At 61.5% G+C, this 14683-nt stretch carries 11 protein-coding genes, 1 tRNA gene and 1 pseudogene; 11 read left to right on the forward strand and 2 right to left on the reverse strand.

The genetic code is table 11. From position 1 onward, the window contains the following. Positions 1–106: 106 nt before the first annotated feature. Together BBI10_RS21140 and BBI10_RS21145 are read right to left on the reverse strand one after the other, a co-directional pair. Positions 107–182, reverse strand: a tRNA-Asn gene (locus BBI10_RS21140). A gap of 65 nt (positions 183–247) precedes the next feature. Beyond that, complete coding sequence (locus BBI10_RS21145; RefSeq protein ID WP_065991743.1) at positions 248–2305, reverse strand: TonB-dependent siderophore receptor; 2058 nt, start codon at positions 2303–2305, stop codon at positions 248–250. Positions 2306–2925: 620 nt separating this feature from the next. Between BBI10_RS21145 and BBI10_RS21150 the strand changes: the two genes are divergently transcribed. The 11 genes and pseudogenes from BBI10_RS21150 (at position 2926) to BBI10_RS21200 (ending at position 14664) form a co-directional block, all read left to right on the forward strand. Next, positions 2926–3330, forward strand: coding sequence for an antitoxin Xre-like helix-turn-helix domain-containing protein (locus BBI10_RS21150; protein ID WP_065991569.1), 405 nt, complete (start codon positions 2926–2928; stop codon positions 3328–3330). Then, the gene (locus BBI10_RS21155) at positions 3324–4016 is read left to right on the forward strand and encodes an RES family NAD+ phosphorylase (RefSeq protein ID WP_065991570.1); all 693 of its coding nucleotides are present in this window, start codon (positions 3324–3326) and stop codon (positions 4014–4016) included. Before BBI10_RS21150 ends, BBI10_RS21155 begins: the two co-directional genes overlap by 7 nt. Positions 4017–4102: 86 nt before the next feature. Next, complete coding sequence (locus BBI10_RS21160) at positions 4103–4534, forward strand: DNA methylase (RefSeq protein WP_065991571.1); 432 nt, start codon at positions 4103–4105, stop codon at positions 4532–4534. Then, complete coding sequence (locus BBI10_RS21165; RefSeq protein ID WP_244160405.1) at positions 4531–5298, forward strand: DUF72 domain-containing protein; 768 nt, start codon at positions 4531–4533, stop codon at positions 5296–5298. The genes BBI10_RS21160 and BBI10_RS21165 overlap by 4 nt, the downstream gene beginning before the upstream one ends. 163 nt (positions 5299–5461) lie before the next feature. Beyond that, on the forward strand, positions 5462–6586 hold the full coding sequence (locus BBI10_RS21170; RefSeq protein ID WP_065991572.1) for a GGDEF domain-containing protein: 1125 nt from the start codon (positions 5462–5464) through the stop codon (positions 6584–6586). Positions 6587–6728: 142 nt separating this feature from the next. After that, positions 6729–8354: an NADP-dependent glyceraldehyde-3-phosphate dehydrogenase gene (locus tag BBI10_RS21175; RefSeq protein ID WP_065991573.1), complete on the forward strand. Its 1626-nt coding sequence runs from the start codon at positions 6729–6731 to the stop codon at positions 8352–8354. A gap of 388 nt (positions 8355–8742) precedes the next feature. Next, positions 8743–9246, forward strand: a complete 504-nt coding sequence (gene tssB, locus BBI10_RS21180) for a type VI secretion system contractile sheath small subunit (protein WP_065991574.1) — start codon at positions 8743–8745, stop codon at positions 9244–9246. A gap of 31 nt (positions 9247–9277) precedes the next feature. Beyond that, entirely contained in the window at positions 9278–10816 is a 1539-nt protein-coding gene (tssC, locus tag BBI10_RS21185) for a type VI secretion system contractile sheath large subunit (protein WP_065991575.1), read from the forward strand. A 23-nt stretch (positions 10817–10839) separates the two neighbouring features. Beyond that, a pseudogene (gene tssK / locus BBI10_RS21190) lies at positions 10840–12195 on the forward strand (type VI secretion system baseplate subunit TssK). Between the two features lie 8 nt (positions 12196–12203). After that, complete coding sequence (gene tssL, locus BBI10_RS21195) at positions 12204–12875, forward strand: type VI secretion system protein TssL, short form (RefSeq protein ID WP_083233205.1); 672 nt, start codon at positions 12204–12206, stop codon at positions 12873–12875. Positions 12876–12882: 7 nt separating this feature from the next. Further along, entirely contained in the window at positions 12883–14664 is a 1782-nt protein-coding gene (locus tag BBI10_RS21200) for an OmpA family protein (RefSeq protein WP_065991577.1), read from the forward strand. Positions 14665–14683 lie beyond the last annotated feature (19 nt).

A 14683-nucleotide genomic window follows, 5' to 3' on the forward strand; every position in this document is an offset into this window, starting at 1 on the left:
GCGGAGCGGGGCTAATACAGTCCCGCTTCAGGCAAGGAAAGCCCGGGGAAAACGATCGGAAACGAAAAAGGCCAGCTAAGCGCTGGCCTTTTCGTTTACTTCTGTCTGGCTCCACGACCTGGACTCGAACCAGGGACCCAGTGATTAACAGTCACTTGCTCTACCAACTGAGCTATCGCGGAATGCGCGCTATCTTACTGATTGGAAAAGGGAAGTCAAGCGAGCGTGATAAAAAATTTCGCGTTGGTCAGTACCGCCACGTCAGCGATGCCGTCAGGTTGCGCGGCGCGCCGTAGTTGCTGGCCGTGCCGCTGTACAGCGAGGTCAGGTATTTGCGGTCGGTGACGTTGTTGAAGTTCAGCGCCGTGCTCCAGTTGCTGTCGATGTCGTAGCTGGTCATCAGGTCGACCAGCGCATAGGCGTTCTGGCGGATGACGCTGTAGTGATCGTTCTGAATCCCGCTCTGCCAGCTCACCCGAGTTCCGATCCTGGCTTGGGGCAGGCTTGGCAACCGGTAGCTGGCCATGCCGCGAAAAGCATGGGTCGGCACATAACGGCGGGCCTTGTCGCCGTCATCGTTTTCGATGTGCACGTAGGTGTAACCCGCCAGCAGGTCGAGGCCCGGCAGCGCTTCACCCGACGCTTCCAGCTCGATGCCGTGGCTCTTGTAATCGTCGGTGAAATAGCGGAACTGCGAGCCCACCTCGATGAAGTCCGCCGACTGGACGTTGCTCTGTTTGGTCTTGAACACCGCAGCCGTCAGGTTCAGGCGATCGTCCATCACGCTGCCTTTGACGCCGGCTTCCAGGCTCTTGCCTTCCAGCGGCGCCAGCACTTTCCCGTCAACGCCGACCGTGCCGTACTGCGGATTGAAGATTTGAGTCCAGCTGGTGTAGACGCTCCACTGCGGGGTCAGGTCGTAGACCAGGCCGGTGTAGGGCGTGACCTTGCCGTGCTCGCGCTGGGAGTGATCGGTGCCATAGCTCTCCCCCGTGCCGTCGACGCTGAGCATGCGCGCACCGGCGATCCAGTGCAGGTCATCCGCCAGGCTGAAGCGCGCACCGGCGAACAGGCTCTTCTGGCGGTCCTCGAAGTTCTGCGTGTTGGTGACGTCACTGGTGTAGTCAAACTGCGGCGAAGGGGTATTGCCGGCGAGAATGCCGGCGAACGAGGTGTCGAAGTAGGTGCCCCCGCCAGCATCGTATTCACGGGCTTTCTGGTGCGTGCGGCCATAGGCGGCGCCGAAGGTCAACTCATGGTCGCGGCCGAACAGGCTGAAGGGCCCGGAGACTTTGGCTTCCCCCAGCAACTGGTGCGCCTTGCTGGAGGTATCAGCGGCGAACACCGAGGCGTCGTCATCGGTGACGCTCGACACGTACAGCATGTTGGTGTCCTGGTATTCCGTAATACCGGTGCCGGTGACCGTGGCATTCCAGCCGTTGCCGAAGTCATGCTTCCATTCGGCAAAAGCGCGCTGGGTGTGCATGTTCCAGTAGGTCCACGGTTGGCCCACATTGGACGAGCGGCTGCTGTAGTGGATCGGCTTATTGTTGATGTCAACCAGCGGCAGGTTGCCCCAGGTGCTGCCGTTGGAATCGCTGTTGTGCTGGGTGAAACCTACGGTCAGGGTGTCGGCGTCGGACAGGTCGAATGCCAGCAGGCCGGCGGCGACGTTTTTCTCGTGGCTGTAGCGGTCCATCCACGAGTTGCCCTTGTCGTGGGCATAGATGAAGCGGCCGCGCACATTGCCGCTGTCGGTCAACGGCCCCGACACGTCGATGTCGATGCGTCGGTTGTCCCACGAGCCCACGCTGGTGTCGATCTGCGCCTGGAAATCCCGGGTGGGTCGTTTGCGGATGAAGTTGACCGTGGCCGACGGATTGCCGGTGCCGCTCATCAACCCGTTGGCGCCGTGGAGCACGTCGATCTGCTCGAACTCGGCCATGTCCAGATCACCGATCATGATCGTCTGGGCGAAGGGCATGCCCATGCCGTCGTACTCGAAACTGCCGATGTCGAACCCGCGGGAGGTGAATTCGGTGCGATCGCTTTCGCTTTGCTCGACCGTCACCGACGGTGCCGAGCGCAGGGCATCCTTCACGCCGTTCATTTTGAAATCGTTCATCTGCGCGCGGGTGATGGTGGTGATCGCCTGTGGCGTCTGCTTGTTGGTCAGCCCCAGCTTGGTGGTGCTCGAAGACGGCTTGCCCTGATAGCCCACGCTTTGCCCGTCGTCCTGGGGAACGGTGTCCTGGATTTGCATCGCCGGCAAAGTGAGGTCGTCTGCTGCGTTAGCGGCAGACATGGCGGTGACGACACCGGCCAGAAGAAAGGAGGCGGGGAGGCGAGGGATCACAATGGGCGTTCCTGAGAGGGCGGTGAGGAGCGCGATTCTGAATCAAGATGCGAATCATTACCAGATGTGACTAATGTCATTTTCACATTTTTTTCACGCGATTGAAGGCTCTGGGACGAGCGTTTTGGGGGCGTGTGTTTCAGTGGGCTGGATATCACCTCGACCGTAGGGTGGCTGTTGAATACCTCAGGTGTCATACCGCAGAGGTGAGGGTGCTCGCGCAGGCCTCTTCCCGGCTAAAGCCGGTCCTACTGGGGATCGTGTTCATTCAGCGAGATGAAGATGGCCTCAAATGCGGGACTGGCTTTAGCCGGGAAACGTCAGGTGTCATACCGCAAATGTGAGGGTGCTCGCGCAGGCCTCTTCCCGGCTAAAGCCGGTCCTACTGGGGACGCGTGCATTCGGGGAGGCGGTGATGGCCTCAAATGTAGGACCGGCTTTAGCCGGGAAGGCGTCGGATATCGCGCGATAAGTCCATGCTGCTGCAACTTGACATTGCGTCCATGGATGCAGATGGATTAAGGTTGCGTCTACAGAAAAGACATCTGCCGTGACCAAGAGGTAATTCCATGACCATCGCCATTCCAGCGCGGCAACTGTCGAAGTCCGAGTGCGTGGTGGGTTTGCGGGCAGCGTTGCGGGTTCTGGACAAATGGAAGGCCAACAGCGAGCAGGCCTGTCAGATTCTGCGCATTTCCCGAAGCACCTATACCCGCGCCCGCCAGGACGACGCACAGTGGTCGGTGGCGCTGGATCAGGACCAGATGCAGCGCGTCAGCTTCGTGCTGAACATCCATGCCGCCCTGCGAACCCTGTTCGATAACCCCGACAACGCCTACGGTTTCCCGTCGATGGAAAACCACAACGAGTTTTTCAACGGCAGAAAGCCACTGGACGTCATGGCCCAGGGCGACATGATCTCGCTGTACGAAACTTTCCGACGCATCGACACGCTCCGGGGCGCCCAATGGTGACGCCGGACTTGCTTCCCGCGCTCGCCGGTGAGGCGCAGCAGGGCTATCGCCTGGTCAATTCCAAATTCCCGCCGATCGATCTGTTCAGCGACGTCGCCGACGCCGCCGAGTTCGAGACCCTGTACCGGATTCAGGCGCTCACCAACCCGCGCCTGCAGAACGAAGTCGGCCGCATCGAGCTGATTCCCCTGGCCGAAATCCCTTTCGGCATTCCCGGTTGTTCCTACGCGGTCGCGCCGTTCACCCACGTCAATCCTGCGGGCTCGCGCTTCAGCAGCGGCGAGTTCGGCGCGCTGTACCTGGCCGACACGGTCGACACGGCCATCGCCGAGGTGCGTCATCATCAACAGCTGTACTGGTCACGGGTTGCGGCGCTGAAGTACGAGCGTTTTGTGTTCCGCTGCCTGAGTTGCAGTTTCACCGAGGCGGGCTGCGTCGACGCCACCGCCATCCCGTTCTCCGACCCCATTTACGCACCCGACGACTACGCGCAATCCCGTGTGCTGGGCAAGGCTGCGAAGCAGGCCGGGATTGCCGGGCTGCGGTACCAATCGGTGCGCTCGCCGGGCAATCATTGCTGGGCACTCCTGACTCCGCGGCACGTCACGTCCATCGTGCAGAGCGCCCATTACGAAATGATCTGGAGCGGTGAAGTCATCGGCATCAACCAGCTATCCAACGCCTGAGGGCTGTCGATCCAGACACCGCCCAAAAGATCGAACTCATCCGCCCCTTGAGAAGTCACTCCAGCAATGGAAATCGAGGAGCGACCATGGGCAAGCACATTACCGCGCAGGAACTGGGGATCGACCTTGTGCAGGGCGGTGAACTGGCGCTGTTCAAATGGTTGCTGGCCAGTTTCCTGATGGGCAAGCGGATTCGGGCGCAGGCGGCGGTGCAGGCTTACCGCGTCATCGTCGACAGGCACGGGTGCGACACCCCACGAAAGCTGGCAACCTGCACCCACCGGGAACGGGTGAGGATGCTGGGCGAGGGCGGTTACGCGCGTTACGACGAATCCACCGCCGTGCGCCTGCTGGCACTGGCGAACAAGCTGACGGATGAATATGGCGGTGCGGTCAGTGCAATGGCCGCCGCCAGCGCTGACCGTCACGACTTCGAAAAGCGCCTGCTGGCGTTCGACGGCATCGGCCCGAAGACCGCAGAGATCTTCATGGGCGAAGCCTTGGAGATGCTGTTTTGAACAATGCCGTTTTGGACGGCGCTCTTTCGAAGGAGCCTGGCAGAATCTTCGTGGGCTGCGCCGGCTGGAGTCTGGGCCGCGAGCATGGGCCGGCGTTTCCGGGGGACGGCACCCACTTGCAACGCTACGCCCGGCACTTCAATACCGCTGAAATCAACAGCTCGTTCTACCGGCCCCATCGTCCGCAGACCTATGCGCGCTGGGCTGAATCGGTGCCGGCGGATTTTCGCTTTTCGGTGAAAATCCCCAAGCTCATTTCCCATGAACACCGCTTGCAGGGCTGCGCACCGGCACTGGATGAATTCCTCGGGCAATGCGGTGAACTGGGCGAGCGGTTGGGCTGCCTGCTGCTTCAATTGCCGCCTTCGCTGGCGTTCGAGCCAGGCGTGGCAGAGGTGTTTTTCACCGGGTTGCGCGAGCGCTTCGCGGGGCAGGTGGTCATTGAGCCTCGCCAGGAAACCTGGGTGCAGGCCGAATCGCTGTTGACTCACTGGCGCATCACGCAAGCAACGGTCGACCCGTCGAGGCTCAGCAACGACAGTCAGCCGGCAGGTTGGCCGGGGTTGCGCTACTGGCGACTGCACGGGGCGCCGCGCCTCTATTACAGCGCTTATGAAGAAGACTATCTGGCGCGTCTGGCCGCCGCGCTGAAGGCCGAGGCCCAAGGCGGCGCGCCGACGTGGTGTATTTTTGACAACACTGCCAGCGGCGCCGCTACCGGCAACGCGCTGAGGCTGATCGAGCTGCTCGGTCCGCAGTCATGACCCTCGCCCAAAACCCCCGTTCCAGAGGGGTTGGAGCCCTGACCGGAAACGATCGGCGACGCTGCTTTTCGTTAGGTGTGAGTTAATTGGCGCGCGAGTTGTTAAGCGTCATAGCACGATGCCACAATCGGCCCATTTCCAGTGCCAGGGTCGGGCGAACTCGATGTACCTCCATGATTCTCAACCGGCGCGTGAGGCCCTGATACGGGCCCAAGTGCGCAACGATCGATTGCAGCTGCTCCTGCGCCAGAGTTTTTTCTCGGTGTTCGGCAGCGCGCTGGCGGCTGTGATCCTCTCGTGGATCTGCTGGGAGCGCCTGGAACACTCGCTTATTGTCTGGTGGCTAGGGCTGCTGGGCGCGTCGACCGTCTTGCGCCTGGTGATGTTGGCCATTTATTTCCGGATGCCGGAAACCGCCCGGACCCCAGAGCGCTGGGAAAGCACTTACTGGATCACGCTGGTGTTGTCGGCCGGTATCTGGGGCGGTGGCGCGCTGGCGCTGATGCAGGCCGGGGATCTGCTGATCCAGACGCTGGTGCTGCTGTTCGCCGTGGGCATGTCAGTGAGTGCGGTGTCCTGCTACTCGGCGTACCGCTCGATGACCCTGGTGTCGATTGCGCTGGTGCTGCTGCCGTGCACGATCTGGCTGTTGGTTCAGCCCCAGACCGCGCAGCAGGGGATGGCGGCTGCGTCGCTGATCTTTGCCGGCTTTGTGGTCAGCGCGACGCGCAAACTGTCTCAGGCCATGGAGAAGGCCTTTCGCCTGAGTCGTGAAATGGAACACGCCCATCGCATCGCCGCCCACGCCGCGCAGACAGACGAGCTGACTGGACTGCAGAACCGTCGTGCCTTCTTCCATCGGGCCGAAGCCGTGTACGAGACCTGCAAGCAGGCCGATCTGCCGCTCTGCGCCCTGATGCTGGACATCGACCATTTCAAACGCATAAACGACGGCCACGGCCATCAGGCAGGTGACGAGGTCTTGCGGCAGATCGGCAGGGTCATCCGCCAATCCGTGCGCGACGCAGATGTCAGCGGCCGCCTGGGCGGAGAGGAATTCGCGCTGCTGTTGGCCAACACGCCGATCGACGCGGCGCAGATCATTGCCGAGAGACTGCGCTCGGCCATCGCCGACATCATCTGCCAGCACGACGAAGGGGTGACCGCGAGTCTCGGCGTCGCCGAGTGGGACCACGACGATCAGGATTTACATGGGCTACTGGCCCTCGCAGACAAGGCGCTGTTCCGGGCCAAGGCATCCGGTCGCAACCAGACCGCGGTGGCCTGAACGCCAACTCTGGCACGGGTGGCAGACGGTTTTCGTGTCACCCGGACGTGACATTTATCTCGACGCTTTTCATTCGGCGGCGGCTGTGGCGTAGTGTGTCCAGCCTGTTTGGCACGATGACCGACTGGAAGAGGTAAATGAGATGACCCTGCAAAACCGCCTGGACAACCTGTACCCGCGCGCCGACGAGATCCCTGAGCAGTTTCGCGCAGGCCCCGCCATCGAGCAGCGCGATTACCTGGTCAATGGCGAACTGCATCAATGGCACGGGCCGTTGGCGCCGGTGTTGAGCCCGGTCTCGCTGAAGACCGACGCGGGCCTGGAATCCGTGGTGCTGGGTAGCACGCCGCTGATGGACGCCGACACCGCAATGACCGCGCTGGACGCCGCCGTCAACGCCTACGATCGCGGTCAGGGCACTTGGCCCACCATGCGTGTCGCTGATCGTATTCATCACGTCGAGACCTTTCTCAAGCTGATGCGCGAGCAGCGCGATGCGGTGGTGACGCTGCTGATGTGGGAAATCGGCAAGAACCTCAAGGACTCGCAGAAAGAGTTCGACCGCACCTGCGATTACATCGTCGACACCATCAACGCCCTTAAGGAGCTCGACCGCCGCTCGAGCCGTTTCGAGCTGGAGCAGGACACCCTCGGCCAGATTCGCCGCGTCCCGCTGGGTGTGACCCTGTGCATGGGCCCTTACAACTACCCGTTGAACGAGACCTTCACCACGCTGATTCCGGCGCTGATCATGGGCAACACCGTGGTGTTCAAACCGGCCAAGTTCGGCGTGCTGCTGATTCGTCCGCTGCTCGAAGCGTTCCGCGACAGCTTCCCGGCCGGGGTCATCAACGTGATCTACGGCAGCGGCCGCGAGACCGTCAGTGCGCTGATGGCCAGCGGCAAGATCGACGTGTTCGCGTTCATCGGCACCAACAAGGCCGCCAGCGCCCTGAAAAAGCTCCACCCCAAGCCGCACCGTCTGCGCGCCGCACTGGGTCTGGATGCCAAGAACCCGGGAATCGTGCTGCCGGATGTCAACCTGGACAACGCCGTGACGGAAGCCATTACCGGCTCGCTGTCGTTCAACGGCCAGCGCTGCACGGCGTTGAAGATCCTCTTCGTGCATGAAAACGTGGTCGGCAGTTTCCTTGAAAAGTTCGAGGAGAAACTCGCCCAGCTCAAGCCGGGCATGCCGTGGGAACCGGGCGTCTCGCTGACGCCACTGCCGGAGCCGGGCAAGACCGATTACCTGCAAGGGCTGGTGGACGATGCCGTGAGCAAAGGCGCCAAAGTGGTGAACGAAGGTGGCGGCACGACCCACGGGCAGTTTTTCTACCCGGCGGTGCTGTACCCGGTCACCCCGGACATGCGCGTTTACCACGAAGAACAGTTCGGCCCCGTGGTACCGGTGGTGGCGTACCGCGATCTGGAAACGGTGATCGAGTACGTGCTGGATTCCGATTTCGGTCAGCAGCTGAGTATCTTCGGCAACGACTCCAAGCAGGTCGGGCGTCTGGTCGATGCGTTCGCCAATCAGGTGGGCCGTATCAACATCAACGCGCAGTGCCAGCGCGGCCCGGACAGCTTCCCGTTCAACGGCCGCAAGAATTCGGCCGAGGGCACGCTGTCGGTGGACGATGCGCTGCGCGTGTTCTCGATCCGCACCCTGGTGGCGACCAAGTTCCAGGAGAGTAACAAGGCGCTGATCAGCGACATCATTCACAACCGTGAGTCGACGTTCCTGACCACGGATTATATTTTCTGATTCATTTGCTCCAACCGGCCGCAGGCGTGTTGCACAGCGGATGCTGTTCAACCGCCTGCGGTTTTTTTATAGCTGTACTTTAAAACCCGCCGCCACTGTATTGCGCTGGGTGTTTAATTCTGTAGCCCTTCCTCTGTCTGAGATTATTTTGTAGGAAGGATTCTAGACTTCCGTAGGACACCTCTCTTCCTCTCTTTGGTGGGTAGAGTTTTTATTCGTAGGGAATTAGCCTTGCCGCTTCCCGAGCTCGATGAAAACTTCATCAGCCCATTCTTTGCTCACACTTGTTAAAACTTGACCGCTTGGGGTGCGGGCGTTCGGCTGATACAAAGGCCCTGCGATCCGGATATTCCCCTTTGTGATGTGTGGCATTTTCGACGGAGGAGTTATGGCTTCAAACAGCTTTCAAAATGAAGTGCCCAAGGCGCGGGTCAATATAAAACTCGATTTGCACACTGGCGGTGCGCAGAAAAAAGTCGAATTGCCGCTTAAATTAATGGTGCTCGGGGACTACAGCAATGGCCGGGAAGACCGGCCCTTGTCCGAACGCACCAAGATTAATATCAATAAAAACAATGTCGACAGTGTGCTGGCGGAATTTTCCCCTGCCTTGAAACTCACCGTTGAGAACACCTTCGCCGACGACGGTTCCGACGCTTCAGTGGATTTGAATTTCGAAAGAATGAAAGACTTCGAGCCGGAACACGTGGCCAGACAAATACCCTCGTTGCGCGCGCTGCTGGCGACTCGCAATCTGTTGCGTGACCTCAAATCAAACCTGCTCGACAACGCCACCTTCCGGCACGAACTTGAACGCATCGTCAAAGACGAAACGCTGAGCGATGAACTGCGCGCCGAACTGGCGATGCTCGCCGCACCCACAGAGCGTTAATCACCCGGGTCTCTGATAGCAGGTATCAAACATGTCCTCGAAACACTCTTCCGCAGTCTCAGGCGGTGGCACCGTTTTGTCCGAAGAAAGCACGGGCGTTTATAGCGCGCTGTTTTCCAAAATCAACCTCAACCCGGTGTCAGCCCTGGGCGACATCGAGGCGTTCCAGAACAACGAGGCGCTGTCGGAGATCTCCGCCGATGAGCGCGTGACCGCAGCCGTCAGCGTGTTCCTCAACCTGCTCAAGGGTTCGTCGCGCAAGGTTCAGCGCCTCGACAAGACCCTGCTCGACGAACACATCGCCTCGCTGGACGCGCAGATCAGCCGTCAGCTTGATGCCGTCATGCATCACCCGGACTTCCAGCGGGTCGAGTCGACGTGGCGCGGAGTGAAGTCGCTGATCGATCAGACCGACTTCCGCCAGAACGTGCGCATCGAGTTGCTGGACATCAGCAAGGACCATCTGGTCCAGGATTTCGAAGACGCCCCCGAGATCGCCCAGAGCGGTCTGTATATGCACACCTATACCCAGGAATACGACACGCCCGGTGGTGAGCCCATTGCGGCGGCTGTTTCCAGTTACGAGTTTGATCGCAGTCCGCAAGATATCGCGCTGCTTCGCAATATATCGAAAGTCGCAGCGGCGGCGCATATGCCGTTCATTGGTTCAGTCGGCCCGGCCTTCTTCGGCAAGGAAACCATGGAGGAAGTGGCTGCCATCAAAGACATCGGCAATTACTTTGATCGCGCGGAATACATCAAGTGGAAGTCATTCCGAGACACCGATGATTCCCGTTATATCGGGCTGACCATGCCCCGGGTATTGGGGCGGTTGCCCTATGGCCCGGACACCATTCCGGTGCGCAGTTTCAATTATGTGGAAAGTGTCAAAGGCACCGACCACAGCAAATACCTGTGGACCAATGCTTCTTTTGCCTTCGCTGCAAACATGGTGAAGAGTTTCGTCAATAACGGCTGGTGTGTGCAAATTCGCGGGCCACAGTCCGGTGGGGCAGTTACGGATCTGCCGATTCATTTATATGACCTGGGCACCGGCAGTCAGGTGAAGATCCCGTCGGAAGTGATGATTCCGGAAACCCGGGAGTTTGAATTCGCCAATCTGGGGTTTATTCCGCTCTCGTATTACAAGAATCGCGATTACGCCTGTTTCTTCTCCGCCAACTCGACGCAAAAGCCTGCGCTGTATGACACCGCCGATGCCACGGCCAACAGCCGGATCAATTCGCGGCTGCCTTATATCTTTCTGCTGTCGCGCATTGCGCATTATTTGAAATTGATTCAGCGCGAAAACATCGGCACCACCAAGGACCGGCGTTTGCTGGAGCTGGAATTGAATAAGTGGATCAGCGGGCTGGTCACCGAAATGACCGACCCGGGGGACGATTTGCAGGCCTCGCATCCGCTGCGTGACGCGCGGGTGACGGTGGAGGACATCGACGACAACCCCGGTTTCTTCCGCGTGAAGTTGTACGCCGTGCCGCATTTCCAGGTGGAAGGCATGGACGTGAATCTGTCGCTGGTTTCCCAGATGCCCAAAGCCAAAACCTGACGTCGGCCATAGGTGAGCACAACATGAAAATCGACCGACCTCTCTGGGCTGCCGGGGCGCTGCTGTCCCAGTAGCAATTCCAGCAGCAAGCGCGCTGGGAAGCCTGGACCAACGAATGCATCGCCCATCTGTCGCGGGTCCATCCGTGGGGCGTACAGACAGCGACGTTTGATCTTGAAGCGTTGCGGCTGGGCAAACTGAAGGCGTCCACGCTGCGCGTGCGGCTGCCGGATGGCACGCTGATCGACACTGACAGCGTTGATCGGCTGCCCGCCGCGCTGGCCCTGGAACACATCCTGATCGAACCGGGGCAGGGCGCGACAGTGATGTTGTGTTTGCCCCTGGAGCAGGCCAATGGCGGCAACTGCCTGTTCGAGGGGGCTCGCGCTGACCGACCGGTGCGCTACCGGCAGGAGTGGCGTGAGGTGCAGGATCTGTACGGCGACGATCAACAGTCGATCGGCGTGCTCGAGCACCTGCTCAGCCTGCGTCTGGCCAGCGATGACAATGCCGATTACCTGACCTGTCCGGTCGCCCGGCTGGTGCGGGACGGGCAAGGGCGCGCGTGCCTGGACGAGGCGTTCGTGCCACCGCTGTTGAGCTTTGCAGGGCACGCGGGTTTGCTGGTGCAACTGGACAATCTGCTGACCCAACTGGCGTCCAAGCGCCAGCGCTTGATGGGCATGCGCCGTGAGAGCAACCAGCGCATGGCCGACTTCGCAGTGGCCGATGTCTCGCTGTTCTGGCTGCTCAATGCGCTCAACACTTACCAGCCCGTGCTCGCCGATTTCAAGGCCTGCCCGGCGCGCCATCCCGAGCAGGTCTATCAGGAGTTGGTGAAGCTGGCGGGGGCGCTGCTGACGTTCTCCCTCGAACACGACGTTGAGGCGATTCCGGCCTACCGTCACGAAGCGCTTGAAACGGTGTTCCCGCCCTTGATGCAGATGATTTCGACGTTGCTCGAAGCCAGTCTGCCGTCGCGGGTGATCGCTCTGGCGCTGGAGCGGGTTCTCCCCGGGCGCTGGCAAGTGACGTTCAACGACCCACGGCTGCGTGAGGCCGACGCCGCTGACTTTTACCTGTCGGTGCGCTGCCGCGAGGCACCGGCGCAACTGCAGGCGCAGTTCCCGCGGCTGTGCAAGGTCGGCACGCCGGACGACGTCGATCGGTTGATCAACGCAGCCTTGGACGGCGTTCCGCTGCAGCCCCTCAGCCACGTGCCGGCGGCGATCCCGCTGCGTCTTGAAAACCAGTATTTCGCTCTGGACTTCGCTCATCCAAGCGGCCAAGCCGTGCTCGCCGAAGGGGTCTGTGCGTTCTACGTCCCGGCCACGCTGCCGGACGTCAAGCTTGAGCTGTTTGCGGTATTGCGCTCATGAGCCGGCCGATGAAAAGCCAGTCGGCTACCCAGCCCGTCAATGTCGATCAGCTGCTGCAGGACAGTTACCTGCTGGTGGTCGAGTTGCGCCATGGCGCGGCCGCCCCGGACAGCGATGCGCTCTGGAACCTGTGCACCCGCCAGGTGGTAGAGGTTCGCGATGCCCTCAAGCAAGCCGGCGTCAGCCAGCGCAGTGTCGACTTCATCAGCCACGCTCAATGCGCGCTGCTGGATGAAACCGTGCTGGCCCACGCCGATGCCAGTGCCCGCGCCAAATGGACCCACGAACCGCTTCAGGCGCATTACTTCGGACGTCATCAGGCGGGGCAGTTTCTGTACGAAGAAATGCGTGAGGTGCTGCACGAGCCGTCTCCGGACCCGAGCGTGCTGAGGGTGTATCACCGCGTTCTGATGCTGGGGTTTCTCGGACGCTACAAGGAACCGAACCACCCCGAGCGGCAACAGTTGATGGCCGAGTTGACCGCCCGGGTAGCGCCGCTGACCCTGGATCAGCCGCTGTCCACCTGGATCGACGCCAGGGGACGCAAACCCTTGCCGGCCTGGTTGCGCGCGCCGCTGTTGCATCTGCTGGCGGCCGGATTGTTGCTGGCGGGCATCTGGTGGTTGCTGGATTCGCACTTGGCGGCGCTGGTCGCCTCCCTTGTGACCGAGCGGGTGTGACGCGCCCATGACACTCAAGTTGATGCGCGCGCTTGCCCTGTGGCCGGGGTGCCTGGCGCTGATGGTGATCAGCGTATTGCCCCTGAGCCTGGTCGCTCAAGCGGTCGCTGTCTTTGGCGCCGTGATTCTGGTGGCCGTTGGATGGCTGCTGGCGGGGCGGAGGTCGGCGCGTGTCGGTGGTTCGCTAAGCCTGGATGAGTTCAGAGCCTTGCCCGGCAGTGAACATCGGCTGCCTGTGGTGCTGGTGTGTGGCGAGGGGGCGGCGGGGCTTTTTGCTGTTGAGGCCGATGCCGATATCGCCGGGCAAACCGTCGTACGGAAGACGGCTAGCGGGTGTTACGTCTGGGTGCCGAGCCTTGAACGATTGCCCGGTGTGGCCGCTGCGCTGCTGGCCGCCCGTCCGCAATGGCGTGCGCAGATAAGCGTCATGTTCGTCATCAACCCATCTCAACACGCTGACAGTTCGGAGCTGGATGGCCAGCTTCGTGCGCTGACGCATCAGCTGTTCGTGGTCCGCCAGCGCGCGCTGGTGTTGCCGCTGTGGGTCATGAGTTATCAGCACATGTCCCAAGGGCCGGGGGATGTTCGTGGGACCGGCTTCAGCCGGAAAGAGGGCGTCTTGCGCACCGAACCCGTCTGGTTCAGTTGGGAAAATGGCGAGCCATCCGCCCGGGTGCGAAGCAACGGCACTTGCGTCAGCGTCGAGGACTGGCAGAGGCAAGACGCCGCCGCGCTCACTGACCGTATGCAGCTCGCCGTGCAGATGAACGCCCACGCCGCATGGCTGGTTCAGTACGTCGCGCCGCACTTCACCGGGATCGGCCGGCATCGCGCGCCGTCGCCAGTGGCCTATGCAATCTGCCAAGTGGCGCGTCTGCCTGACCCGATGCCTGGCAGCGTCTGGCAGCACTGGGTACAGGTAAAAACTGCGCTGGTGCCGACCCGATTGGCGATCGACACGGGCGGTGCTTTGCCCGCGCCGGATCCTTTGCTGGAATTGCTGCCCCGACACACCGGCAACAGCGCTGCGCGGCGCGCCACTGTCATCGGCATCTGGCTGACGGTCTTCGCTGCCGTCGTCGCGGTGTCGAGCTCGGCCCGGCAGAACACCTTGTTGATCCGCCAGGTCGGTGACGACCTGCGCCGCTACGCTTCGATCAACCAAACCGCTCGCCAGGACCAGCAGGCGGTAGCCCGGCGCGAAGCGGCGTTGACCGTTCTGCACGACGACGCCCGGCGGCTGGATGACTACTACCGCTACGGCGAGCCCTGGTCGCTGGGCCTCGGCCTTTACCGCGCCGAACAGCTGCGCACCACGGTCTGGCACGCCATCGGCCGTTACCGGCCGCCAACCGACACGGCGCAGGCGTCCGGGCCAGTGCGCCTGGACACGCTGTCGCTGTTCAACACCGGCAGCGCCGAACTCAAGGCCGAGTCGACCCAGGTGCTGATCAACGCACTGGTCGGCATCAAGGCCCGACCCGGCTGGCTGATCGTCGTCACCGGGCATACCGACGCCACCGGCAGCGCCGAGCAGAACCTGCGCCTGTCCCGCGACCGCGCCGCTTCGGTGCGCGACTGGATGCAGCGCATGGGCGGCATTCCCGGCAGTTGCTTCGCCGTGCAGGGCTACGGCGCCAGTCAACCGATCGCCAGCAATGACACCGAACAAGGGCGCAGGGCCAACCGCCGCGTCGATATCCGTCTGGTGCCGGAAGAGGGGGCCTGCGGGTCGCTTTCTGCCGGGGCCGGGCCGGCTACCCCCGTCGCATTTCGCGGCACTCGATAACCCAAGCAAGGAGTTTCAC

It is taken from the genome of Pseudomonas graminis (assembly GCF_001705435.1).
Taxonomy (GTDB): Bacteria; Pseudomonadota; Gammaproteobacteria; order Pseudomonadales; family Pseudomonadaceae; genus Aquipseudomonas; species Aquipseudomonas graminis_B.

Coding starts and splice junctions, on each gene's coding strand:
- BBI10_RS21145 (WP_065991743.1), bottom strand. CDS start 2,305: ATGTCTGCCGCTAACGCAGCAGACGACCTCACTTTGCCGGCGATGCAA.
- BBI10_RS21150 (WP_065991569.1), top strand. CDS start 2,926: ATGACCATCGCCATTCCAGCGCGGCAACTGTCGAAGTCCGAGTGCGTG.
- BBI10_RS21155 (WP_065991570.1), top strand. CDS start 3,324: ATGGTGACGCCGGACTTGCTTCCCGCGCTCGCCGGTGAGGCGCAGCAG.
- BBI10_RS21160 (WP_065991571.1), top strand. CDS start 4,103: ATGGGCAAGCACATTACCGCGCAGGAACTGGGGATCGACCTTGTGCAG.
- BBI10_RS21170 (WP_065991572.1), top strand. CDS start 5,462: ATGTACCTCCATGATTCTCAACCGGCGCGTGAGGCCCTGATACGGGCC.
- BBI10_RS21175 (WP_065991573.1), top strand. CDS start 6,729: ATGACCCTGCAAAACCGCCTGGACAACCTGTACCCGCGCGCCGACGAG.
- tssB (WP_065991574.1), top strand. CDS start 8,743: ATGGCTTCAAACAGCTTTCAAAATGAAGTGCCCAAGGCGCGGGTCAAT.
- tssC (WP_065991575.1), top strand. CDS start 9,278: ATGTCCTCGAAACACTCTTCCGCAGTCTCAGGCGGTGGCACCGTTTTG.
- tssL (WP_083233205.1), top strand. CDS start 12,204: ATGAAAAGCCAGTCGGCTACCCAGCCCGTCAATGTCGATCAGCTGCTG.
- BBI10_RS21200 (WP_065991577.1), top strand. CDS start 12,883: ATGACACTCAAGTTGATGCGCGCGCTTGCCCTGTGGCCGGGGTGCCTG.